The organism is Wolbachia endosymbiont (group A) of Anoplius nigerrimus (genome assembly GCF_947251795.1).
Taxonomy (GTDB): Bacteria; Pseudomonadota; Alphaproteobacteria; order Rickettsiales; family Anaplasmataceae; genus Wolbachia.
In genome coordinates, this window is the sequence record NZ_OX366385.1 from 322,203 (window position 1) to 347,940 (window position 25,738).

Consider the following 25,738-nt stretch of genomic DNA (forward strand, 5'->3'; position numbering starts at 1 on the left):
ATACTTCTTAACTTCTTTCTACTCAGTTTGAAGACATGCTCTAAGAGACTTAATTTGTATATAGGAAAACCTTAAAGTCTTTTACTCATAGTATACAAAGTTTGTTTAAACTATTTTCAAAATAGATAAAATATAATTTTACAATTAGCGTGAATAAAATGAATTATGATGTAATCATTTCAGGTGGTGGGTTGCTTGGTCTTATTACTGCCATTGGCCTCAGTTGTGACTCTGTGTCTGTAGCTGTGATTGAAAAAAATAGTCTACCACGTGTAGTAGATGACAACCGAGCATTTGCTGTTTCTCAAGGTTCGAAAAAAATATTGGAAAAGTTAGGGATTTGGCAGTTTGTGGAGAGTGAAGCTGAGCCAATACTTGATATATGCATATTAGATGGAGATAGCCCAATTACTGTACATTACAATCATAAAATGGTTAGCGAAGAGCCAATGGGTTATGTTATCAACAACGCCACTATATGGAATGCAATAAATAATAATTTTTTGAATAAACTAAATATATACTCTCCACATTCCTATAAAACAATTGCTTGTGATTCAGGATATGTGGAAGTTATTCTTGATAATAACCAGGAATTAATATCATCGCTATTTATTTGCGCTGAAGGCAAAAACTCTAAACTACCAGAGTTATTTTCTATACCGACAGTGAAATTTGATTATAAACAAAGTAGCATAGTATTTAATGTAAAGCACGAACTGCATCACCAAAACTTAGCTGTGGAGCGTTTTTTTCCTGGCGGTCCATTTGCAATTCTACCGATGAAGGGTGGCTATACTTCTTCGATAGTTTGGACAGAAAAATCTGGAATTTCAAAAATGCTAATGGATCTGTCTGAAAAAGAATTTATTATAGAGCTTAAAAAAAGATTTGGTTCTTATTTAGGAGAGATAAAATTAGAGGGTGAAAGAAAACTTTATCCTTTAAGTTTTGTTTTCGCAAAAAAGTTATATAAGGGTAGAGTTTTGCTTATCGGCGATGCAGCACATTCAATTCATCCAGTTGCAGGTCAAGGGCTTAATCTTGGAATTAGAGATGTAGAAAGTGTTATAAAGCACATAGTTGCTGCAAAAGCATCTGGTATTGATGTTGGCAGTAGTTATTTATTAAAGAAAATTTCACGTAACAGATACTTTGATAATTTTACAATGGCGCTTGCAACTGATGGATTAAATAGGATGTTCTCCAACAGAATATTCTGCGCTAAAGCACTAAGAAATCTTGGCTTGATTGCAGTTGAAAATTCAAATTCTCTCAAAAAAAGCTTCATTCGGCATGCTATGGGAACTACTATTTTATAGCTAATGCAAGCCATACCGCCGCAGTATCTCTAGATCCCGCTAACAAGCAGCGGGATGACGAATTTGTCGGTATCTGTTCAGCCAATGGCGTCAACTTAAGGAAAAATATCAGCAATAGTGTATAAAATTTCTCTCTAAATTTTTTATCATTAAATTATCCAAAGAGTGCAATAAACAGCACTTTTGTTTCTATTTTATTTCAACAAAAAAGTTTAAAATGTGTCCTTTTTAGGTGAAACATGCAAAAAGGAAAAAATCTTATTCTACAAATTAAAAATATAATATACTCGAAAACTTTTCAGATAATCCATTGTGTTGAGTTTCACACGAACAAGCTTTTACGACAGTATTTCTATAGTTAGTTAAAAAAAGTTTGGGAATAGAATGTGAACTTATGGAGCCATTGACATGTACCCTCAAAGCAAGCTTTTTCTAAAGCAAGGTATAAATACAGGCTTTCAAGAATTTAAGCATCCAAACAGCCTATCAAGATGAGCCTGAGCTGGAGGGGCTATAGACTTATTACAGCAGATGGTTCTGGTATGAGATTACCCAGCTCTGAGGAAATTGTATCCGAGTTTGAACCAAAATGGAACAACAGGTACCATTGGCAATTTGTTTGTTGATTTGTGTACTTCATTGATTTGCAGTGCTCGTCTTGCAGCTTGGATTGGCGGAAGAGCAATTACCCGAAGTTATCACTCAAATGCGTTCATTAAATCAAATTATTTATCTATGATCGTCTTCAGTAAAATTCATTCAGCAGCATTATGATTTGAAAGTAGACTTTATTTTTCGCTTGCAAAAAAGAAATTATAGCAAGCTATGGGAACGCTGGCGAATTAGATTTTGATTTTATATTGGAAAATGAAAAGCTAAGAAATAAAATGAAAGGACAGAAAGTAAGGGCTTACATTAGCCAATGGAGAAACAGAAGTGCTGATACCTCACTTTTTGATCGAGACTTTGGAAGATATCAGTAAAGCTTATGTATTAAGGTGGCACATAGAGGAAACGACTCAAAGTAGGAGCAGAGAATTTTTCTGGAGAGGCTGTATTACAAGAATTTTGGGCAAACTTGGTCATGTGCAATATATTATCGCTTCATATCACAAGGGCCTTCCCAGATCAAATTGCTGAGAAATTTTTCAGTTTTATTTGGTGTGATGAGACAATCAAGTGCTTGTTGCGCCAAAGAACTTTCAAGCCCTTTTTAAGTATATGTGCTAAAGTTAAGATCCGACCGGGAAGATTGTATAGCCGCGATAAAGTAGATAAGCCTAAACGCCATCATGTCTTTAGGAGAGTTTGCTAATGGAGGCTCTTAAGTTGACGCCATTGGCTGTACACCTAAGTGGATACACAACTGAACGTAACCATTCCAAGTAGCTGACACTGGGTCGCACTACTTCACCAATAGCATTATCTTGCTAAACATAGTTTAGTTCGAGTGGCTGAGGAGGGACTTGAACCCCCGACCAAGAGATTATGATCCTCCTGCTCTACCAACTGAGCTACTCAGCCTAATTGAAAACCTTGCTATATATGTGACCTACATGCTTTGTATAATATTTCAAATCAAACAAAGATTCAAGTTTTTCCGAGTTAATAACCTTAAGTAAAGGTTTATCTTGTTTCAATTCGGCCAGAAAATCACTGTTGTTTTGTTTCACTTTCATTGCATTGCTCTGAACAATTTTATACGCCTCTTCCCTCGCCAAACCACTATTTACTAACTCAAGCAATACACGCTGTGAGAAAACTAAACCTTTTGAAGAATTTAAGTTCTTTTCAATGTTTTCCTTATTGATTACCAATTTATCTATCAAATCTGTTAATCGCACTAAAGCAAAATCCATTGTTATACAAGCATCAGGAGCAATGCATCTTTCCACAGACGAGTGTGATATATCACGTTCGTGCCACAATGCAACATTTTCTAACGCAGGAAAAACATAACTGCGTATTAAACGTGAGAGTCCAGTCAGATTTTCACTTAAAATAGGATTACATTTGTGTGGCATAGCAGAGCTTCCCTTCTGCCCAATGGAAAAATGCTCAGAAATTTCGCCGATTTCAGTTCTTTGCAAATGACGAATTTCAATTGCAATATTTTCTATTGAGCTTGCAATCACTCCCAAAACCGAAAAGAACATGGCATGTCTATCACGAGGAATGACTTGAGACGATATGGTTTCAGGTATGAGTCCCATTTCTTTCGCTACATACTCTTCAACAAACAGATCAACATTTGCAAAATTACCTACTGCACCTGATATTTTACAAATTGAGATCTCTTTTTGCGCGCTAATTAATCTCTGATAATTGCGTTTAAATTCAGCATAAAATCTAGCAAATTTTAATCCAAGAGTTGTTGGTTCTGCATGCATTCCATGACTGCGCCCAACACAAACAATATCTTTATAGTCCTCAGCTTTTTTTTTCAATACTGCAAGTAAATTTTTTAGATTCTCGAGTAAAATATCACATGACTCTTTCAACTGCACCGCAAGGCATGTATCCAAAATATCAGAACTTGTCATTCCATAGTGAAGATAACGAACATCAACTCCCGCTTTTTCAGCAACATATGTCAGAAAAGCTATAACATCATGTTTTACAATGGATTCAATTTCGTTGATACGTTCAATATCAAATTCAATAGCACCAGAGAGCTTCTGAGCAACACTATTTGGAATCACTCCTAACTCTGCTTGAGCTTCACACGCCAATTTTTCTATTTTAAGCCATATATTAAATTTATTATTTTCCTCCCAAATGGAAGACATTTCTTTTCGGCTATAGCGCGGGATCATTAAATGACCCCCGTCTTATCTTTGAACATGCTAGATCCCAGTGTCACGCACTGGGATGACAGGAATAGTTGATATATTTTATTCACTGCTATTTGTTATTTGCATCTTCTTGCTCCACTGCTTCACCTTCTTGTTCCTCAGACTTCTGATTTTGCAATTTTACTTGCCTTAGCTCATTTGCATCTGTTTCGGATTTCACGACGTATATAGTAATTGGTACTACTACTTCACTATGTAATTCTATGTTTACTTGGTATTCGCCCAAGTTTTTGATGCTTATTCCACCAAAAGATAAACTACGATGATCTATCGCACGCCCTTCTTGTAGTAAAATTTTTGCAATCTCACGTGTTGTTACAGAACCAAAAATTTTACCATCCTCTGAAGCTTGCTTTATTAATACCACAAACTTATCATGTAGTGACAACGCAAGCTCTTTTGCTATATTTAATCTTTTTATATTCTCTTTTTCCAGTAATAAACGTTGCTCCTCTAGCTTTGTTAAATTTTCCTTGGTAGCTTTCACCGCTTTTCTTTGTGGAAAAAGAAAATTACGTGCATAACCTGGTTTAACTTTTACAACTTCACCAAGCTTACCTAAAGTCCTTATATTTTCCTTTAAAATTATCAACATAAATTACCTAAACTTTTTTAGTACAGTAAGGAACAAGAGCTAAAAAACGTGCCCTTATGACTGCTAAGCGTAACTTCCTTTGTTTTTTTGCACATACGCCTGTTAATCTTCTAGGTAATATCCTACCATAGTCAGAGGTAAACTTTGATAATAAATCTGTATTCTTATAATCTATGTCTTCATCTTTAGACGTAGCAAGAGGGCAAACTTTAGAACGCCTAAAGCCAGTCCTATTATTTACAGATACGTAAGAATTATTAAAACTATTTCGTCTTTTCATCATTATGCGTTTTGCCCCTCAATTTGTTTATTCATCATATAAGATTTACCTTCAAAAAATTTATCAACCTGCACAGACAAGTGGCGAATAATGTTCTCATTAAGTTTCATTCTACGCACAAACTCATCCAGAATGCTTGCAGTAGAACTTATGCACATTATACAATAATGACCGCTCTTCATCTTATTTATTGGATATGCAAAATCCAAAAGACCCCAATGTTCATACTTGATTAATCCTGATGCTTCAATGTTTTCCAAAAGCATTTCCAATGCTTTGCTCGATTGAGTTGGACCGTTTATTCTAAAATCTTTCAAAATATCTTGAAAAATCTTTATTAGATGTTCTGAAATATTTCTCTTCAAAGCATTTACTGCGTTATGGATAAACGCACTTTTAGTACTGCCTCCTAGAAATTTTGTAAAATCTTGCGTTATTCCTAAATCTTTTAGGTCATCTTTCAACTCTTTATCGATTTTTGACTTCACTTCTTTCAAATTTGAAAGATCTTCTTCCAATTCAACCCATAAAATTTTTGTAAGATCTTCCAAGAAATCAGAGTAAGCAACTAGACCTTCTTTAATGTTTTCAGCACGCACTTCTAACTCTTGTGTTGTAAGCTTGTCATTTCCTTTTTTCAGAATATCCCTGATTTGCTGGAACATAACATCTGCTTTAATATTCTTCAATGAAACAGCTAGCTCTTGGACCACCTCCTCTACTTCTTGCTGTAATAATCCTTGTTGTGCTATAAAAGTAAATTCATAAAGATTCACTATATCTTCCTTTAATACCGATTAAATATTTTATTATATAAAGCTTTTTTATATAAGCAAGTTATTTGTATTAATTTCTACGCCTTTAATCCAGCTTAAGTTAGATATTTCATAAATAACTTGAGGAGCAATTGAGTATGCACCTGGTAATAAGATGCTTACTTTATGTTTTTCGAGAAGAAGTTTTAGCATTATTTTGGTTCTACCTTCATCTTTTAATATTGTGTTTAATTCCATAGCGGCTTTTTGCGAATCCGTGCACTCAGTGGTGAGAACTAATTCTTTTATTATAGAAGTGACTCTTTTTGTAAACTCAGATATATCCTTGCCTGCTAATCTTGTCGTATTTTCCGAAGCTTCAAGATCAATTATCACAAATGTTCCTGGTGAAAATAAATCTCTTTTTTCTTCTATTATTTCATTATTATAGAATGCTATTTCAGAAACGTTATAGGGATCAGAAAGTGTGAGGATAACAAACCTTCCACGCTCTGAAGTTCTCATACGTGCATTTAATATTACCCCAGCAGTTTTTGCTGTTCTATTTTCTCCGATAAACCCAATATTTAACTTTTCCAGAAGAGTTCTAAATTTTTCAAGTGGATGATTAGTTAAATAAAATCCTAGTGAAAATAACTCATGTTCTAATTTTTCCTCTTCATCAAAATCTTCCACATTCTCAAATTTCGGTTTGAGGACATCAAGACTACCAAACAAAGCAGCTTGACTTGATTCTCTATCCTGTTTGTTTTTATTTGCAAAGTAAATCAGTGTGTCCATTGACTCATATAGCTGCTTTCTGTTCTTGTGCACGCTATCGAATGCTCCGGATTTAATCAGGCTTTCTAGCGCTCTCTTATTTATTATATGACCTGAATTTTGAATGAATTCCCATATGTCCTTACAAGCGCTTGAACGTACGTTCACTATTCCTTCCGCTATAGAAAAACCAACATTCCTCAAGGCAGCAATACCATAACGTATGCGTTCATCCTCTATTGAGAATTCAGCTTGAGACTTGTTTATATCAGGTGGAAGAACGGTAACGCCACTAAACTTTGCTGCATGATAAAATAAATTCAGTTTATCTCTATCATCAATATTTAGATTCATTAGTGCTGTAAAAAATTCTAATGGATAATTAGCTTTAAGGTAAGCCGTTTGATAAGATATAACCGCATATGCAGCTGCGTGAGATTTATTAAATCCATAACCAGCAAATTTTGCAACAAGGTCAAAGATATAACTTGCCCTGTCATAATCAACGCCATTCTTCGTTGCCCCTTGGATGAAAAGTGCACGTTGTTTATCCATCTCTTCCTTAATTTTCTTACCCATGGCACGTCTCAGCAAATCTGCTTCTGCAAGACTATATCCAGAGAGAATACGGGCTATTTCCATCACCTGCTCCTGGTAGATTATTACCCCAAATGTTTCTTTTAACACTCCTTCAAGTAACGGATGAATATAATCTGGCTTTTCAAGGCCATGCTTTCTTGCAATATAAGTTGGAATGTTATCCATAGGTCCTGGACGATAAAGGGAAATTAAAGCGATAATATCTTCAATGCAATCTGGCTTTAATTTGATTAAAGCTTCTCTCATTCCCGAACTTTCAAGCTGAAACACTCCAATTGAATCACCGCTAGAGAGCATCTCATAGGTTTTTTGATCATTCAAAGGAACTGAAGAAATATCGATCTTTTTTTCATCACGATTAATTAAACGACATACATGATCTATTAGTGTTAGCGTACCAAGTCCAAGAAAATCAAATTTTATTAACCCAGCTTTCTCCACATATTTCATGCTGTATTGAGTGATTGGCAAAGCTGAATTTGGATCATAATACACAGGAACAAAATTTTCCAACTTTTGATCACATATTACAATTCCAGCAGCATGGGTTGAAACGTGACGATATATCCCTTCAAGCTTAAGAGATATATCAAGAAGCTTTGCAATTACCTCATCACTATCTCGTTCTTTCTGCAGGTTTTGATCAAGCTCTATCGCTTGCGATAAAGTTACAGGATTTACTGGATTAAATGGAACCATTTTAGATATTTTATCCACTTGAGAGTAAGGCATTTGCAATACTCTACCAACATCACGCAATACTGCCCTTGCTTGCAATTTTCCAAAAGTGATTATTTGAGCAACATAACCGTACTTTTTCTGAACATAATCAATAACCAGGTCTCTTTTTTCCTGGCAAAAATCAATATCAAAGTCAGGCATCGATACGCGATCAGGATTCAAAAATCTTTCAAATATTAGGCCAAACTTTATTGGGTCAAGGTCTGTAATCTGTAAGCTCCAAGCAACAATTGATCCAGCACCAGAGCCTCTTCCTGGACCCACTGGAATGCCATTTGCTTTGCTCCAACGGATAAAGTCAGAAACTATTAGAAAATACCCGGAATAATTCATTGAAGTTATTACGCTTAGTTCGTAATTTAGCCGATCGTAGTATTGTTTAAGGTCTATATCTGTCTCATTCGCAATGCGGAATTCTAATCCTGCAACTGCCTGCTCCCTCAGTTCTTCATTCTCAGTTTTATTTTCTCGACAAGGAAATTTAGGCAAGATAGGCTGCCTGCTTCTTGGCATGTAAGAGCACCGCTTAGCTATCACTAAAGTGTTATGAATTGCTTCGGGAATGTCGCTGAACAGTTCCTCCATTTCTGCCACAGATTTGAAGTAATGCTCGGTAGTTAACTTCTTCCTGTTATTCTCCAGGGCATAACTCCCCTCCGATATGCACGTTAATATATCATAAGCCTCATAGTCAGACCTATTTGGAAAAAACACATCATTCGTTGCAACTAGTGGTATATTGCGCTGATAAGCAAAGTCTATCAAAGCTTCTTCAAGCTCTAGCTCCTTGCTCAGCCCATGACGCTGCAATTCAACATATAAATGACCATCGAATGCTGAAAGCAGTTTTTCAACCGTTTCTTTATCTTGCCCCAACAATAGTTGAGCCAAACATCCACCGGTTAAAGCGATCAGACCCGTACTTAAATTCAATAGCTCATCAAAATCAACGTAAGGAATATCGCTGTTATTCTTGCGCTTTTTAAAAGACTCACTTACCAAAGTGACTAAATTAGTGTACCCTTGCTCATTTTTTGCAAGCAATAATATAGGTAAATTTTGTTCTGAATGTTTAACTATAATATTGCATCCTATTATTAGCTGTATTCCCCTACTTGCTGCATATTCTGAAAATTCGAGCGAGCCAAACAAGTTGCCTGAATCAGTAATTGCAACCGCTGGCATTTTGTTCTGCAAACAAAAGCTAATCAGCTCCTCAATTTTAACCGAGCTTTCAAGCAGCGAATAAACACTATGAACACGTAAGTGTATGAACATAAAAAACTTTAGACCAGTAATAAAAGGATAACATTAATTTACTCATGAGAACATAATTTTCATGAGAACAAAAGCCTATAAGATTTCTCAAATCTAAGAGCATGTCTTCAAACTGAGTAGAAAGAAGTTAAGAAGTATGGTATAAGGTACATTTTAAGATGTACCCAAGCGATATAAGTGACAAAGAATGGAAGACAATAGAGCCATATTTTGAACCTAAAAAGACCGGCAGACCAAGAAAACATAGTATTAGAACAATTATTAATGCAATCCGCTATATGATGAGAACAGGATGTCAATGGAGACAACTGCCTAAAGATTTTCCACCATGGAAAACCGTATATAGTTGTAATTCGCGCTTGAAAAAAAGTGGAATATGGCAAGAAATTCATGATTTTCTAGTTAAAAAAGTAAGAGAGATGATTGGTAAAAATAAGACTCCATCAGTAGGTATAATTGATAGCCAGTCAGTGAAAACTACTCAAAAAGGGGATCCAGAGGATATGATGCTGGCAAAAAAATAAAGGGCAGAAAACGCCATATTATTGTAGATACTGTGGGTCTTGTAATTGCTGCTGAAGTACAGAGTGCAAGTATTCAAGATCGTGATAGTGCTCTAAATCTTTTTGCCCAAGCTAAATGCAAAGTTCCAACTTTACGTAAGTTTTTTGCTGATCAAGGGTACATAGGTAAATTACAAAACAGATGCTTATTGGAAACGGGATGTTTATTAACGATTGCCAAGAAAATAGTTGATACAGGATTTCAAGTTATTCCCAAACGTTGGATTGTTGAAAGAACTTTTGCCTGGCTTTCCAATTTTAGGCGCATGAGTAAAGATTACGAGCATTCTCCTCTCACCTCAAAAAACTATATCTTCTTTAATATGATCACTATTATGCTTCACAAATTAGCTCATTCTTCAGTTTGAAGACATGCTCTAAGTACTCCTATTTTAAAATTGATTACTCAAATGGTTGCTATAAACTATCAAAATAAAAATTTTTATTTAGTAATTTATTTATAAAGGATATTATCTTACCGATAGTAGAGCAAATCAGAATGAAGTCTATTTTATTAACGAGGCCTTTATTGGATTCGTTGAGTACAAGAAATATATTGAGAAAGTATGGATACAAAGTTTTTATAGAACCAGTATTCACAATAAAGCACTTAAATCCTGATATATCTGCGCACGAATTTGACGTTGTAATATCCACAAGTAAAAACAGTGTAAAGGCTTTTAGTCAAATATGCAAAGTGGATGACTTTCCGATTATTACAGTTGGTAATTCAACCATGCAGACTGCAAAAGATTTAGGTTTCTCTGATATAATATCAGCGGACAGTAATGTTGATGGATTAATATCATTTATAAAAGCTCACTATTCAAGTGCAATAAAGTTCTTATATATAAGAGGACAAGAAGTATCATGTGACCTAAAAAAGAAATTATCCGAAGAAGATTTTAATGTAAGAGAAGTTGTACTCTATAAAACAATTATTAAAAGGAGTCTAACTAATAGGTGTAAAAATTTGCTGTTGGATGGTAAAATTGATGGTGTTGCTTTTTTTTCCTCACAGACAGCAAGAGTATTTTGTTCATTAGTTCTAAAAAGTGGGCTATCTCATGTGATGAGCAATATAATTGCATATACCATGAGTAAAAACATTGCTGATAGTTTAAAGTTAATCAAATGGAAAAAAATTATAACATCGAGGTTGCCTACTGGGGAGAGTTTAATTGATATAATTAATAAGGATTGCTGATGCTAAAGATTGCAACTTGGAACGTAAACTCCATACGTAAAAGAGTTAACCAACTTTGTAGTTTTATAGTTGATAGTCAGATAGATATAGTTTTGCTGCAAGAGATAAAATGTACGGAAGAGCAATTTCCTTATGCAGAGATAGAAAAGTTAGGATATGAATATGCTATCTATGGACAAGTTGCAAGAAACGGCGTTTGTGTTTTATCTAAATATCCGATACTGGAGAAGTTTAAAATTGACATTGTGGAAAGTCATCAAGAAGCACGTTATATAGAGTGTGTGATAAAACACACCGATAATAAGGTAAGGGTAGGAAGTGTATACGTTCCAAACGGTCAAAGCCCAGACTCTCATACGTTTGAGTATAAACTCAAATTTTTTGATAACCTATATGAAAGGATGAGCACTTTGTTGAAGAATGAAGAGTTAACTATTATAGCTGGCGATTATAATGTTGCACCGGATGAAATTGATGTCTTTGATTCAAACTTATTGAATGGCCAAGTGTGCTTTCATATAAGAGAACGTGAGAAGTTAAGAGCGATCTTGAATCTTGGGTTTAAAGATGCGTTTAGAATATCTCACCCAAATTTGCAACAATTCACTTGGTGGCATTATCAAGGCAATTCACTCAGAAATAATCAAGGAATGCGAATAGATTATATGCTGTTATCACCACAAGCTGTAGATAAATTGGAAACATGCTACATAGATGATAGATTGCGTAAGCTAGAAAATCCGTCTGACCATACTCCTGTTGTATGTGCTATAGAATAATAGCAGATCTCTTACACAATTCACTTTTGGCAAACCTGAGTAGTCTTACCTTTGCTGCTCTGTGGTTTTTCCCTTCGTTTGTTTTCCTTTCCTGTCCAAGATTGATCGTGCTGCTCACTTTTTTCGTTTCCTACCTGGGAAATTTGCTCAGGAACAGGCTGTTGTTCACTCTTTTCTTTTCCTTGGGAAATTTGTTCAGAAACAGAGGTGCCTTTCTCAACTTCTGTAACTGGGGTTTTTAAAATATCATCAATGCCCTCGAGAATTTTTCCATTCAGTTTTTCTCTCTTTTCTGTATCATTTTTATCTTGTGAGTTAGGGTCATACAAAGTACCTTTTTTGTTATTTGAAAAAAGAACTCCCACTCCTCCTTTTATAGCAAATATTGCACCAATAGCAGCAACAACTACCGCAAGTGTAGTAGGACCAAAAATTGATATTGAAGCAATGGAAAAAAGAATAGGAAGAAAGATCTTACGTAAGAACGTTGTTACCATCTCTTCATCACTGAGTGGTGGTTCATCCTCTTCTTTTTCATCTTTACCTAAGAATGGTATTTTTTCTTTTACCCCATTCATAAAAGAGCTGGAAATATTTTTAGGACCTACCTTTATTCCAAACGGCCACCCGAGAAGCTTTATTAGTGAATCTTTAGCTTCTGTTTTACGTATATCAGCTATGCAATCATTTACTACTTGCTTTATTTTACCATTTTCTAAATTCTCTTCATTAGCTAAATTTTCTTTTTTAATTTTTTTAGATATGGAAACTAAAAACTGAAGAAAATTTTCTTCACTTAGTAACTTTATATCTTCTTGATTAATATTCTTGAATATACCTTCATGATTTTTTGATATAAAAGTAAAAATTTTCTTTTCATTTTCATCCTGTAATCGAGGTAACCGTTCCTTTAATGACTTCAGATCACTCTGTAATTTTTGTTTTTCTTTCAATTTCTGTTTCTTCTTTTCTATTTCCTGTTCCTTCTTTTCTATTTCCTGTTTCGTTTGCTCTTCTAGTTTTTCTGGATTTTTAAAAATATCTAGGAAAGTACGATAGATTAACTGATGTTTCTCTTTTTCAAATTTAAAAACTTTCTCATCTTTGTTAGTTACCTGAGTAGGTAACTTTGGAGGTTTTGAACTTTTTATTTGTGGGCCTGTCATGGCTGACCTATTTGCATTTGCTATGTTCTATTCTAACATATTTTTCGCATTAGTTCAAATGATTTATACTCCTAGAATTCACGATGTTTAAGTCATAATTAAGGGAATTTAGACCCCAGTTGTCGCCAACTTTTATTTCTACTTCAAGTGGTACAGAAATTTCTATTGCATTTTCCATTATATCTTTCATAAGTTTTGCTGTTTCTTGTACCTTTTCGTCCTCTACTTCAACCAGTAGTTCATCGTGAACCTGGAGGATTATTTTACCTACTTTCAATTGGTCAAAAAGCTGAATTGTCGCACGTTTTATTATAACAGCAGCGGTTCCTTGCAGTGGTGCGTTTATTGCTGCCCTTTCTGCAAATTGTCTTATATAAGGAATTGTATTGTTTATGTCTCTTACAAAGCATCTCCTGCCAAACAAAGTTTCTACATAACCATGCAATCTTGCGATAGACACTGCTTTTTCCATATAGGCCTTTATTTCTGGGTAACAGGAAAAATAGTAATTAATGTATTCAGCAGCTTCCGCAATGGTAATTCCAAGCCGCTTTGCAAGACCAAATGGGCTAATGCCATATATAATTCCAAAATTGATGGATTTTGCTTTGCGTCTTAATTGCTCATCTATTTCTTGCACTCCAAAAACTTGCCTTGCGGTGATCTCATGAATATCTTGTCCGTTTGCAAAAGCTTCTTTAAATGCTGCAACGTTTGCAACGTGTGCCAGGAGTCTTAATTCTATTTGCGAATAGTCAGCAGAAATTATCTTATGCCCTTTTGGCGCAATAAATGCTTGTCTGATAAGATTTCCCTCTTCGCTTCTGATAGGAATATTCTGTAAATTAGGATTGCTGGAGCTCAGCCTTCCAGTTGCAGTTGCAGTCGTTGAAAAGCTTGTGTGTATTCTACCATCAAGTGGATCAACTTGCTTTATTAATGCATCAGTGTAGGTGCCTTTTAATTTACTTAAATGTCGCCAATTTAAGATTTTACTTGCGATTTCTACCCCTTCTTCTTCGAGTGCCTCTAGAACTTCATAATTGGTGCTATACGATCCAGATTTTTTTGACTTTTTCTTTTTATTAAGCCCCATTTTGTTGAATAAAACATCACTTAATTGTTTTGGCGAAGCAATATTAAATCTTTCTCCTGCCAAATTATATATCTCATCTTCAAGCACGGCAATTACCTGCTGAAATTTATCGGACAGCTCCTGTAATTTTTGTATGTTCAGTAATATCCCATTTTTCTCCATATCAAATATTACTTTCATAAGTGGCTTATCGAAGCGCTCGTAAATTGTGAACAATTTTTCCTGAAATAACCTTTGCTTTAGCTTTTCATGAATTGCTATTAAAGTTTTTGCCGAGAAAATTTCTACATCTCCACTCAAATTATGTGCAATTATGTTTGGAATACTGTGATCATGTTTTCCTGTATCCAAGCTATACGACATTATCATCAAATCATCAACTGAATCTAACATCTTCTCTATTGCAGGGAAGATTTTCCTGATCTCTTTAATGTTATGTATTATTTTAAGTACTCCATTTGAGAGTAAAGTTGAGTTAATTGTAATAAGTGCATCTTGTATGCTGTCTTGCTCTATATAAAAAATATTACTTTCGCTATAAGATAGACTTAATACATTGTTTTCAAGGTGGTAATGAATTGCAATTTTGCCTTCATATCTACAGTGCTCTAAAAATTTCTCTAACTCTTCACTACTATACTCTATTTTTTCTTCTGTGCTAGACCCACTATAGGAAAAAAGCTTTTCCACTTTCCCTATCAAGGAATTGAATTCATACTTCTTTAAAAAGGATAACAATTTCTCCATGTTTGGAGAATGGACTTCATATTTTGCAATATCATGTTGAAGGTCTACTTTTTCGCATAGTGATAAAAGTTCTCTTGAAATTAGTGCTTTTTCCTTATGTTCGGTAAGAATATTACGAATCCTCGTTTGCTCGATGTTATCAATGTTCTCTATAATATTATTCAATGAATCAAATTCATCTAATAATTTAGTGGCAGTTTTTGGGCCTATTCCTGGAACGCCTGGAATGTTATCAGATGCATCACCAGTTAGAGAAAATAAATCAAGAAGCTTGTGTGAGTTTACACCAAATTTTTCTACTATTTGTTTTTCATCTATATATATATTTTTAATGGGGTCGAATATTAAAATATTGTGGTTCAAGAGTTGAAATAAATCTTTATCTGATGAAACGACTACCACTTTAAAGTTTTGGTGGTTGGCGTATTTTGCAGCTAGTGTTGCGATTATGTCATCTGCTTCATAACCTTCAATTTCTTCATAGCTGAGGTTAAAAGCTTCTACAGCTTCCCTCAGTATGGTGAACTGTGGAATTAGATCCTCAGGAGGCGTTACTCTGTTTGCTTTGTATTCAGGATATAAATTGTGCCTAAAATTCTTTTTTCCTGCATCAAGTGCTATAGTTAAGTAGTCCGAATGGGCAATGTACTTAAGAACCATATTCAGAAAGCCATATACACCACCTATTGGCATTCCTGTTGTGGTAATTAAGTGAGGTAGTACATAGTAAGCTCTGAAAAGAAAACCATAGCCATCGATGATTGTGAAAGTTTTTTCTTTCATTGTAGATATTTATGCGTGCTTTTGATGGTCCACTATTTAACTGCGAAAATCAAGTTTTTGTTTTTCTGCTTTTGAGCGTTGTAAGAGATTTTACCGAAAATAGCATTCATGCATGGTTATACCAATTCCCATTAGACTTCTTGCCCAAGCCACAACTGTCATTCAGTAGAAACGAAAAAACTTCCTTGACAAACTCCGCCAGCCCCCTTATCATGAAACTGAAGCTATTTTATTTAACTTCGCAATCTCTGCAGCAGATTAAAATGACAAGAAAACTTGTATTTGGCGTACTATTGTTTAATTCTTTGCACTATGTGCACCGTATGTCTTTATCAAATTTCTAGGTTTTTACCTATACAAGCTGAAACGCGCTTATAAAGCGTTCAAGACATCACCCAACGTCAAATTTTAAAATAGAGAGTGTAATAACTAGCTACCACGGGTTTTCTTTGCCTTTTTTTCTGCCTAGTAAATTTTTTAATGTTTATAGCTAAAAGTTAGTTGCAGTTTAAATGCAGCTGAGTCGTGGTTACTAAGTGTAAAAAACATAAAAAAACGCCAATACTGAAAATAGACAATGACTAGGGTTTCTTTTGCCTTTTTTTCGTTTGGTAAGTTTCTTAATATTCATGGCTAAAGATTGCACGAATGTTGCAATTACAAAAGCGTTTCTACTAGGAGGGTGTCATCCCAGTGCGTGACACTGGGATCTAATTTTTTATGCAAAATTACTATATTTATATATTTGCAAATAGATACAATTTGAAGTAATTTATACTATGAAGTTACGAAATGAGATCCCAGTGTCAAGCACTGGGATGACATCATAGGGGCGCTGGCCATAAGTGTTGAAAGTGCTATAAGTGGCATTATATAAGGTGGTTAATGGCATAAATTTCAATGATAATAAAATAAATCAAAAAAGCGCCTTTTTGCCTGTGGTTAGAAGGTTTAAGCGAATTTTTGACGTGGTTTATCTGCTTTCCCAACAACGAAGGTTGATATCAAGAGGAGATTTACATACCATTAATCACCTTGTGTGACTGCACTTTCAACACTTATGGGGCGCTGGCCATAAGTGTTGAAAGTATCAAAAATAACGTGATATGAGATGATCAACGGCATGTAAATTACCTCCCGACAGTAAAACAATCGAACGTATAAAAGAGTCATTTAGATCCAATGTGAATTGCAGTAATGCTATTTTGAACCCATGTAGATTATTTTTGATTTTATAAACAAGAAATAACAAAGCCGTAATAATAATCATGTACCTTCATGCCATTCATAGTATGGCTTAAAAAGTGCTTATATCCAAGATTTTGCTTTATAAATTTAAAGAACACTTCTATATCCCATCTGCGCCTATATAGCTCTGTTACTTCATAAGCTGGCATTTCAAACAAGTTTGTCAAAAACCATATTTCATCTCCAATTTTATTTCTGATTTTTATTAGCCGTAGATCATGCTTTTCTGCCACTTTACCTCGTGCACGATAAAGATTAACTATTATATCTTCTAAAATCTCTGATCCATCCGATTTTTGTTCTCTTATAACTTTGTTCCTGCTTATAACATCATGTTTTCTTCCTACTTTAACTCTTGTGATAAATTTGTACTCCTTTTCATCAAATTCGGCAAAAGTTCCAACTTTTCTGATTCCTCTATCAAATAATAAAATATCCTCTTTTTCAACTTTAGCTTCATTAATTGCTCTCACTAATGCTATATCTTCACTACTTTCTTCTTGTCCTTTACAAAATCTTATACTTGTCGGCAATTGATCCTTTAATCCTACACTCACTTTAACTTGACTGTCGTTACTTTTACCGCCTATTTTTAGCCCATCTTTTATGAGATATCCCGATAAATTTATGATCGTCGAATCAAACTTATGTAAGTTATTTGATGTTTTTTGGGGTAATAGCTTTTTAATCTTGCTCATCAAATCAATATATACTCCCTTAAAATATTCTGGATTTATAACTTTTAACCTTTTTGACAAACCACTGTATGTTACTGTACTTTTATCGCTATTCTTATCCATTATACACCTGTTTATTACCATTTCTAGCGCTCTTAGGCTTGTTTTTTGCCCCATTAATATTAACTTCATTAGACCTTTAAATATAATCTTGCCCAACAATTTAGTATTACATTTATCTACTTCACTTAATTTTCCTAGCCTTTCTAAATCCTCATCTTTTATTAAATTTAGTACTCTTTCTATTTGATCCATTATTGCCTCCATTTTCTTGCAATAATAGTTCTTTATGTCTTTCTTGTGTTACTTTCAACACTTATGCAGGTAGCCCCTATGATGTCATTCCAGTGCTTGACACTGGAATCCAGCTTTTGATCGAAAATGTTGTATAGTACATAATCAATTTTTCTGGATCCCAGTGGGCTTTGTTGCATCGCACCTTATGCGGTAGTAATTTACGATAAATTCATGTAGCCATTTCGAATTTAGCCATACCAATGTCAGTAAATTGATTAAGCAAATAGCACTTAATGAGTAGTTCTTTTCCACGATTTACTTCGGACTTATTCCTAGGCTCTGTGGACAAAATTTTAGAGAAGCCATACAAGAGCTCCAACAAAATTGAGAAAACCCATAAAAACCTCAGCAGTTTTATCAAATCTGGAAAAAATGCGCCTAAAATTTTTAATTTTACCAAAAAAACACTCAATCAAATGACGTTCTTTGTAGATATGCTCATCGTAATACCTTTGCACTTTTCGATTCCGTTTTGGCGGAATAACTACTGTACATCCCTTGTCTTCAAGACTTGTAACAAAGGCATTGCTATCGTAGCCCTTGTCAGCTACTACAGTAGAGTTATAGATACTTTCGGTCAACACTTGTGCCTGCGTAATTTCATTTCTTTGACCAGGAGTCAGAGTAAATTTAAGTGGATTTCCAAGTGCATCGACAAGCGCATGTATTTTAGTTGTAAAGCCACCTTTGCTCCTCCCTAAAGCTTCTTGATCCTTGGAGTTTTTTGTATATCCAGATGAACATGGATGGGCTCGGATGATCGTACCGTCGATTATAGCAACTTCTAAATCAGGCTCTTGTTTAGTATATTCAAGCAATTTTTTCCAGACATCTCTTTCACACCATCTTTTAAATCGCTTATGTATACTCCTGTAATTACCATAAGTTTTTGGTAAAAGTCTCCATTGGCAACCACTTCGCACTATGTACCACACTGCCTCTATGAATATTCTTAAACGTTTTTCATCTTTGCTGTGCATTCCTTTTACGCTTTTTATGAACTCTAAAATTTGTTTCCAATTTTCCTCTTTGATGTAATATTGCATATGGTAGTTTCTCCATTTTTTACCTATTAGGCTAAACTACCATCTTTTTCTCTCTTTTCATATTTTTTGTCCACAGAGCCTAGCATTTGACGTTTTAAATTGCTTATAAACTGCTCCTTTTCCTCCATTATGCGTACTACTTGGTCTATACCTTCTTCAAATTTTTTTAATTCGTCTTCTGATTCCTTCTTTTCTGCATTAACAATTTTCAGCTTGTCCTCTAGCCTTCTTTTTTCTTCATACACGCTTTTAAATTCTTCCTCCTTCTCCTCCAGGTTTTCTTTGAGCTGCGTTAACTCCTTGCGCATTGCATCTATTTTTGCCTTGGATCCTCGTTCCTTTTCTTCAAGTTTATCTTGTAAATCACTAATCTGTTTTTCTAATGCTTCAGTTCTTTGCTCAGCTTCTGCAAGTTCCTGATTCGCTCTTTTCTTTTCTGTTTGAGCACTTTCTAGCTTATTGCTTAATGCTTGGTTTTCTTTTTTCAATTCTGATAACTCCTTTTGCAAACCTAATACTTGTTCTGAAAGCCGTTCTTGGTTTCCATTCATCTCCTTATTAGAGTGTTCTAACTGATCAAACTTGTCCTCTAAATCAGACTTTTCTTTCTGCACTTGACTTAGTCCTTTTTTCAATTCCTTTAATTCACTTTTTAATTCCTCCTTTTTTGCATTGACAACTTCCAGCTCTTGCCTTAGCTTTCTGTTTTCTTCACATACACTTTTAAGTTCTTGTGCTTTCCCTTGTAGCTCTGCTAACGCACTTGCTAATTCTTCATTTTTTTGTGCCAGTTCAGTTTGCAATTCTGTGTTTTTTTGCTCCTTTTTTCTGAACCCATCTTGTAAATCGCTATTTTGTTTCTCCAATTCTTTGCTTAGCTTTTTCAGACTCACTTTGTAAATCAGTTATTTGTTGTGAGTTAATTTCTGTTTGAATTCCAATGTGTTGTGAAGCAACTTCTGTCTGAGTTTCAGTGTGCTGTAAATCAACCTCCGTCTGAATTGCAACTTCTTGTAAACTAAGTTCTGTCTGAGTTTCGGTTTGTTGTGAGTCAATTTCCGTCTGAGTTCCAGTGCGTTGTAAATTGACTTCCGTTTGAGTTTCGATTTGTTGTGAAGCAACTTCTGTTTGAGTTTTAGTGTGTTGTAAATTGACTTCCGTTTGAGTTTCGGTTTGTTGTGAATTAATTTCTGTCTGAATTGCAATCTGCTGTAAATTAACTTCTGTTTGAGTTGATGAATTGCTATTAATAGAAGGAGGAGGAAGGCTATTGTCAGCATCACATTCAAGCTTCAAATTCCCCCCTGGTTCCTTGTCTTGATTGATCCTTATAAATTCATTTTGCAAATTATTATTAGCAGTAGGTACAACATCAGCAGCCTTACCCTTTATCTAGTGATTTCATTACAGCATCATGTAAGGAGAGACCTTGAATATATAATTCATCGTTTTGCTTTATTAATTCTAGGATCTCCTCCAATGGCACAAAATCTTCACCATCAAATTTTAGTATTTCAGTTATGCCATCACTACTCACATTCATAATCATGGTACACATTCTGGATCCATTCTCTACAGGCCAAGTGCTTGTCATTTCATAACATGCGCCTTCTTTAAATTCATAATATCTTTTCTTACCTTCTTGATGAGCGTGTATTTCATGTTTTTTATTGCAATAGATATTCAATTCTTTAATATCTTTCTCTTGCTGTAAAATATCACTAATCTTTGTTGGCTCACTTCTATTGTAATTAATAAGATTGATATTCAAAACTCTATGAGCGTTATCAGTTTCTGTGTAATAAGCTCGAAGCTCTACGCCTTTTCCCTCAAAATATTTACTTGCAGCTTTTTTTCCCTGCTCTGCCAACTTTATATATTTATCTATATCTTCCTTAAAGCTCTTATTAGCAGACTCTGTTACTGCTTTGTCTATGTATGTTTGTTTAAAATCTCTATCGTGTATTAGGTCATAAAAACTCCATTTATCGCTATAAGCCTCTTGTATAGCAGTGAAGTTGCTTTCTTCTTTCAAAAGTATTAAGAAGCCTACCTTGTCTTCTAGATTTTTTAGTTTAAAACCTGTTATTATCTTCTCTAATTGAGAATCAAATTCTTTATTGGCAAAATTTTCAGCAAGATTATTTAAATTTTCTAATTCTTTGTATAATTTATCATTTTCTGCAATTGAGCGGCAGAACTTTATTATAGCAGAGTCCTTAGTGGAAGAATTATCTTTTTCCACTTCATCGATACGGTTCTTGAAGGATGTAAAACGTGGTGTAAGCCGTAACGGATAACATAATTTTTCTTTTTCTTCTCCATACAACACCAGTAGGCAATGTATTGCATACCAGGCACATGATGCTGCCCTTATAACTGATTTAACATCATAATTCTCTGACTGATCACTTGTTTTTCCTGCCTCTGCTGCTTTGTCTCCCTTAGTCAAACCTACAAGCATAACACACCTCCTTTAACTATATTTATATTATACTAATGAAATTATATTCAAAAAAAATCAAACCACGTTCTACACTAACTTTTATGATTAACTTAATTGTGTTGAAAATAACTGCAAGTGTTAAACTTGAGCTTGATTCTTTGCCTTTCATTGTACACTACTCACTATAAGTTTACAATAATATCTTATATAATAGACTTAGTATTTTGAGTTATGCAAGTATTTTTTTTATTGGATAAGAATTAATAAGATACAAAAACGTTTTCAGAAATCTTTAAGCTCAATAACATCCTCTCTTTTTGGACTAGTTGAAATTAGATGAATTGGTACACCTATTAATTTTTCTAACCTGTCTATATATTTTATTAAATTGATAGGCAATGCTTCAATCGACCTTTTACCTTGAGTATTTTCTTTCCAGCCAGGAAACTCTTCATATATTGGCTCTAATTCCTCCTGTATTGAATGTGATGCGGGTAAATAACCATACATTTTCCCGCTATACTTGTAACCAGTGCATATTTTAATTGTATCAAAAGAATCAAGCACATCTAATTTGGTTAATACAATGCTTGAAACTCCAGAAAGTTGCACAGCCTGACGCACTAAAACTGCGTCAAACCATCCGCAGCGCCTTCTCCTATTGCTCACTGTTCCAAGCTCCTTGCCTATAGTAAATAAGCTATCTCCAATCTCGTTCTTTTGCTCAGTAGGAAATGGACCATTGCCCACTCTTGTTGTATAAGCTTTTGCCACACCAATAATGTAAGCATTGTAGGCTAATCCTGAGCCTGTTATTGCTTGCGACGCTACAGTATTACTTGAAGTAACAAAAGGGTAAGTTCCGTGGTCGATATCTAAAAATGCGCCTTGGGCGCCTTCAAATATTATTTTCTTACCTTCTTTCATCAAGTCATTTAATATCTTCCACACAGGTTTTTTATATGAAAGAATTTTTTCTGAAATCTCTTGAATTTCCTTTAATATTTCTTCTTTTTTAACCACCTGGTAGTTAAGGCCTTTCCTGATAGCATTGTGGTAATTCAAAAGAGTATCCAATCTTTTATTGAGCTCATCTGCGTTTTCTAAGTCACAAAGGCGTATAGCTCTCCTTCCAACTTTATCTTCATAACATGGCCCTATTCCTTTGTTTGTTGTACCAATTTTGCGATTTCCGTTTAAGTCTTCAAATAGCTTTTCCTTGTCCTTATGTACACTAAGTATTAATGGGCAGCTTTCGGATACCATCAAATTGTTATGGTTTATGTCTACTCCTTTAACTTTCAATGACTCTATTTCTGAGATTAGAGCGTGTGAATCAAGAGCAACGCCATTTCCTATGATAGATATTTTGCCTGGCCTCAAAACAGCAGAGGGCAGTAAATTTAATTTATAAACCTCATCATCTATTACTATAGTGTGCCCTGCATTATTTCCTCCCTGAAATCTCACAACTACATCTGCATTCTCAGAAAGATAATCTACTATTTTACCCTTGCCTTCGTCACCCCATTGCAGACCAACAATTACAATATTATTCATCATTATTTTCTAGATTAATACATAAATATTAATGCAGTACGCTACAAATGGAAAGAGAAATCTACGCCTTTCCTACACCTCTTAAATAAAGAAATATACTGTCGATTTTCTTAATATATTACCAAATTATTCATCATTATATGATATAACTTACAGCATATTTGCAGTAAGGTGTTATTTATGAAAGAGACAAAAGGAAAAAATAATAAGAGTCCAGTAGTTAGATTAAAGGCCACAGCTAAAGAGTTCAATTTTAGTAAATTAAGAGCAGATCAAGATAATAAATTAGCGAATTCCGGTGAAACAATGTTCTTAGATTTTCAAAGGATGAATTTTATTATTAACGGAAAAGAAATAGATAAAAATTTTATTATTGCATTTAAGGAAGGAGCTAAGCACCGCAGAAGCGAACTTTTTAATAGTGATGATATATATAATGACGAAATATTTAACAAAAAAGGAACAAGAGAAATAGATACGGATCGTGGCAAAGCTTTTGTTGCTTCAGTACTCGAAGATATTGAGAAAGAGCTTGTAAGTGACGCATTGGGTGAGCTGTGGAAAAATCACTGCGAAGATCCCAAAACTGCTGATCATCAAAAAACCGATTCATATAAGAAAGAATTTGAAGAATTTTACAATGCTGGCCACGGGTATATCCATCTATTACCTACAGAGAGAGATGAAAACAAGGATTACCGTTCCTTTGCAAAAGAAGTTTTCAAGAAAATGTTTAGATACGCTGGAGCAGAAGTTCCAAGTAATGCTATTTTAGAAGAGCTAGTCACTAATTGTAATCAAGCAGGGTATGGAGCTGGTATATTTAATGAATCTCATGCCGCACTCAGTAGTTGTAGCTTAACTCCACACAATCCTAAAAAAGCACTAAACATTTACTGCACTGACCACAACCACATAAAAGTGAGGTATGATATGGCAATGCCTATAACCACGGTTGATAATCCGGAAGAGAAAATATGTAATCTGCCCAGTTCATTAGAATTTATAATTGAATCTCACGATGGTGAAGACTTTGCAACACACAGTGATGGTAAACTGTTGCTTACTATTCCTGAAGAGTTGAAAAACTATAAAGATAATGGCAAGACCTTGTTTGATATTATTAAAGAATATTTTCAGAAACTCTGTGCAAAACTAGGATTTAAATCTGAGACAAAAATACAAATAGAGCATAGCTTCGGTGCTCAAAGTAACTATTTAGATGGTACAATATCAACCACAGGATCAGATGCAAATGAAGAATTTATCGATCTTTTAGAGAAAAGTCTCAAAGATGGGTTGTCGAAACTAGATGATAATCAAGAAGATATTGATGCTTATGTTGAAGGTAAAGTGCCTACTGTTATTGAGTTATTAAGTAATTATGCTAAACTTGAAGATAATAAAGAAAACAGAGAGTTATTAACAAGTGAAGTAGCAGATAATTTAGGGCTTTCCACTCAAGATAAAACAGCATCAGAAGTATTGATGGAATTAAACTCTTTACCTTCTTTGATAAAAGGTCAGGTTAATCATAATCAAGTGCAGTTTGTTGTAAATATTTTTACCAATTTAATCATTGAAGGAAAAAGAGAAGTATACGAAAAAAAAGGTGCGATTAATGCAATTGATGCAATTCATAAGGAGATAGATAAGGCAATTGTTGAACAAGAAAAAAAAGCAACTAATAAACAAGATATAGAAAATGATAAATGGACAGATAGAATAACAAAACAGAGATTATCTGTGGAATCACATGAACACTTACATTAAAGATACTAGTAGGCTCTTTAAATATTTTAGAGTTCATGGTTACAACGGTTGCTATTTTATAGTGCACCTAATCGTAAAAACTACGTGCCGTTGTATCATATGTTTCAAGAACTTTGATAAAATGCTCAAGTCGATCTCGATTCAATACCTGATCTATTTTGATGAGTTGATTGGCGCTACTTTCAAAATTAGTTAGATCACATAACATAGCACGTTCTTCAGTTTCAGCAGGCAAGTATTTAAAGTGACCAAAGATATTTTGCCTAATTTTCTCTAGCATATTTACCTGTATACTTACAAAGCTACCTAATACCGCACACTAATTTCTCTCTTTATCTTATATAAATTAATTAAGTAAAGCGAATACAGTATCCACACTACTAAAAAAAATGTGGCACAAAACATAAACATTACAACGAGTGGCAACAGCAAAGAACTTTCTATTGCTACTCCACCTCTTCTCAAAATGCTTGCAGGCTGATGGAGAGTAGACCATAAATTCACAGAAAACTTTACTATAGGAATATTTACAGCACTAAAAATGGCAAATATTGCTGCTGATTTTTCTGCCCTCGCTTCATTATCAAAAGCGCTCCACAATGAAAGGTAGCCAACATATAGGAAAAATAAAATCAGCATTGAAGTAAGCCTTGCATCCCATACCCACCAAGTGCCCCAGGTTCCTTTTCCCCAGATGCTGCCTGTGATTAAACATATTGCCGAAAAGACTGTCCCTGCAGGAGCAGCAGCATGTGCCAAGACACTAGCAATGCTATTGTTCCACACCAATGAAATGAAACTGAGTGATGCAATTAATCCATATATTCCAAGAGCAAGCCATGCAGAAGGCACATGAAGATACATAATTCGTACAATTTCTCCTTGTTTATAATCTTCTGGGGAGAAGAATAACGCCAAAGACATTCCAATTAAAAAACATGCGAAACAAATCACCCCAAGCCAAGGTAGAGCTTTCTTAGAAAAATAAGAGAAATTTGTAGGCTTTAATAAAAACATTCATTTTGAGAATAATTGTGTTAAGAATTTACCAATTAGTTTGAGTTTTATCAACAGGATAGTTTTT

20 protein-coding genes, 1 tRNA gene and 2 pseudogenes are annotated in these 25,738 nt (G+C 34.5%); 7 read left to right on the top strand and 16 right to left on the bottom strand.

What is annotated here, in order from left to right; all coding sequences use genetic code 11:
* Window positions 1-158: 158 nt before the first annotated feature.
* Window positions 159-1,322: a 2-octaprenyl-6-methoxyphenyl hydroxylase gene (gene ubiH / locus OPR26_RS01715; protein ID WP_265016263.1), complete on the top strand. Its 1,164-nt coding sequence runs from the start codon at window positions 159-161 to the stop codon at window positions 1,320-1,322.
* A gap of 239 nt (window positions 1,323-1,561) precedes the next feature.
* A pseudogene (locus OPR26_RS01720) lies at window positions 1,562-2,637 on the top strand (transposase).
* Window positions 2,638-2,773: 136 nt separating this feature from the next.
* On the opposite strand, the gene OPR26_RS01725 reads toward OPR26_RS01720, so the two are convergent.
* The 6 genes from OPR26_RS01725 to dnaE form a co-directional block, all read right to left on the bottom strand.
* Window positions 2,774-2,846 (bottom strand) — tRNA-Met (locus OPR26_RS01725).
* Entirely contained in the window at window positions 2,846-4,138 is a 1,293-nt protein-coding gene (gene purB / locus OPR26_RS01730; protein ID WP_265016057.1) for an adenylosuccinate lyase, read from the bottom strand. Before purB ends, OPR26_RS01725 begins: the two co-directional genes overlap by 1 nt.
* Window positions 4,139-4,226: 88 nt before the next feature.
* Window positions 4,227-4,772: a 50S ribosomal protein L9 gene (gene rplI / locus OPR26_RS01735; protein ID WP_253302585.1), complete on the bottom strand. Its 546-nt coding sequence runs from the start codon at window positions 4,770-4,772 to the stop codon at window positions 4,227-4,229.
* 7 nt (window positions 4,773-4,779) lie between these two features.
* Complete coding sequence (gene rpsR, locus OPR26_RS01740) at window positions 4,780-5,055, bottom strand: 30S ribosomal protein S18 (RefSeq protein WP_253302586.1); 276 nt, start codon at window positions 5,053-5,055, stop codon at window positions 4,780-4,782.
* Window positions 5,055-5,828, bottom strand: a complete 774-nt coding sequence (rpsF, locus tag OPR26_RS01745; RefSeq protein ID WP_265016058.1) for a 30S ribosomal protein S6 — start codon at window positions 5,826-5,828, stop codon at window positions 5,055-5,057. The genes rpsR and rpsF overlap by 1 nt, the downstream gene beginning before the upstream one ends.
* A 48-nt stretch (window positions 5,829-5,876) precedes the next feature.
* The gene (gene dnaE / locus OPR26_RS01750) at window positions 5,877-9,206 is read right to left on the bottom strand and encodes a DNA polymerase III subunit alpha (protein ID WP_265016059.1); all 3,330 of its coding nucleotides are present in this window, start codon (window positions 9,204-9,206) and stop codon (window positions 5,877-5,879) included.
* A 158-nt stretch (window positions 9,207-9,364) separates the two neighbouring features.
* Between dnaE and OPR26_RS01755 the strand changes: the two genes are divergently transcribed.
* The 4 genes from OPR26_RS01755 (at window position 9,365) to OPR26_RS01770 (ending at window position 11,755) form a co-directional block, all read left to right on the top strand.
* A complete protein-coding gene (locus OPR26_RS01755) occupies window positions 9,365-9,730 on the top strand; it encodes a transposase (protein ID WP_264731180.1) in 366 nt (121 codons plus the stop codon).
* A 20-nt stretch (window positions 9,731-9,750) separates the two neighbouring features.
* Entirely contained in the window at window positions 9,751-10,137 is a 387-nt protein-coding gene (locus tag OPR26_RS01760; RefSeq protein ID WP_265016251.1) for a transposase, read from the top strand.
* A 131-nt stretch (window positions 10,138-10,268) separates the two neighbouring features.
* Window positions 10,269-10,976, top strand: coding sequence for a uroporphyrinogen-III synthase (locus OPR26_RS01765; protein ID WP_253302512.1), 708 nt, complete (start codon window positions 10,269-10,271; stop codon window positions 10,974-10,976).
* Window positions 10,976-11,755 (top strand): exodeoxyribonuclease III, encoded by a 780-nt coding sequence (locus OPR26_RS01770; RefSeq protein WP_265016060.1) that lies wholly within the window; start codon window positions 10,976-10,978, stop codon window positions 11,753-11,755. Before OPR26_RS01765 ends, OPR26_RS01770 begins: the two co-directional genes overlap by 1 nt.
* 20 nt (window positions 11,756-11,775) lie before the next feature.
* Here the strand turns inward: OPR26_RS01770 and OPR26_RS01775 are convergent, their stop codons facing one another.
* From OPR26_RS01775 to OPR26_RS01815, 8 genes and pseudogenes are all read right to left on the bottom strand, one after another.
* A complete protein-coding gene (locus OPR26_RS01775; protein ID WP_265016061.1) occupies window positions 11,776-12,921 on the bottom strand; it encodes a hypothetical protein in 1,146 nt (381 codons plus the stop codon).
* A 49-nt stretch (window positions 12,922-12,970) separates the two neighbouring features.
* Window positions 12,971-15,547 carry a DNA polymerase I gene (gene polA, locus OPR26_RS01780; protein WP_265016062.1) on the bottom strand — a complete coding sequence of 859 codons (2,577 nt, stop codon included), beginning with the start codon at window positions 15,545-15,547 and terminating at the stop codon, window positions 12,971-12,973.
* Between the two features lie 1,232 nt (window positions 15,548-16,779).
* Window positions 16,780-17,799 carry an IS4 family transposase gene (locus OPR26_RS01785; protein ID WP_265015549.1) on the bottom strand — a complete coding sequence of 340 codons (1,020 nt, stop codon included), beginning with the start codon at window positions 17,797-17,799 and terminating at the stop codon, window positions 16,780-16,782.
* A gap of 64 nt (window positions 17,800-17,863) precedes the next feature.
* Window positions 17,864-17,971 (bottom strand): WPE palindromic element domain-containing protein, encoded by a 108-nt coding sequence (locus OPR26_RS01790; RefSeq protein WP_265016063.1) that lies wholly within the window; start codon window positions 17,969-17,971, stop codon window positions 17,864-17,866.
* A gap of 151 nt (window positions 17,972-18,122) precedes the next feature.
* On the bottom strand, window positions 18,123-18,875 hold the full coding sequence (locus tag OPR26_RS01795) for an IS5 family transposase (protein WP_264702259.1): 753 nt from the start codon (window positions 18,873-18,875) through the stop codon (window positions 18,123-18,125).
* Between the two features lie 26 nt (window positions 18,876-18,901).
* The gene (locus OPR26_RS01800; RefSeq protein WP_265016064.1) at window positions 18,902-19,768 is read right to left on the bottom strand and encodes a coiled-coil domain-containing protein; all 867 of its coding nucleotides are present in this window, start codon (window positions 19,766-19,768) and stop codon (window positions 18,902-18,904) included.
* Between the two features lie 210 nt (window positions 19,769-19,978).
* Window positions 19,979-21,339: pseudogene (locus tag OPR26_RS01810) on the bottom strand (hypothetical protein); the annotation flags it as partial.
* A 264-nt stretch (window positions 21,340-21,603) separates the two neighbouring features.
* A complete protein-coding gene (locus OPR26_RS01815) occupies window positions 21,604-22,881 on the bottom strand; it encodes an adenylosuccinate synthase (protein ID WP_265016264.1) in 1,278 nt (425 codons plus the stop codon).
* Window positions 22,882-23,061: 180 nt separating this feature from the next.
* Between OPR26_RS01815 and OPR26_RS01820 the strand changes: the two genes are divergently transcribed.
* Complete coding sequence (locus tag OPR26_RS01820) at window positions 23,062-24,654, top strand: hypothetical protein (RefSeq protein WP_265016067.1); 1,593 nt, start codon at window positions 23,062-23,064, stop codon at window positions 24,652-24,654.
* 67 nt (window positions 24,655-24,721) lie between these two features.
* On the opposite strand, the gene OPR26_RS01825 is transcribed toward OPR26_RS01820, so the two are convergent.
* Complete coding sequence (locus OPR26_RS01825) at window positions 24,722-24,934, bottom strand: hypothetical protein (RefSeq protein ID WP_253302233.1); 213 nt, start codon at window positions 24,932-24,934, stop codon at window positions 24,722-24,724.
* A gap of 26 nt (window positions 24,935-24,960) precedes the next feature.
* Window positions 24,961-25,671 carry a heme ABC transporter permease CcmC gene (gene ccmC / locus OPR26_RS01830; protein ID WP_265016068.1) on the bottom strand — a complete coding sequence of 237 codons (711 nt, stop codon included), beginning with the start codon at window positions 25,669-25,671 and terminating at the stop codon, window positions 24,961-24,963.
* Window positions 25,672-25,738 lie beyond the last annotated feature (67 nt).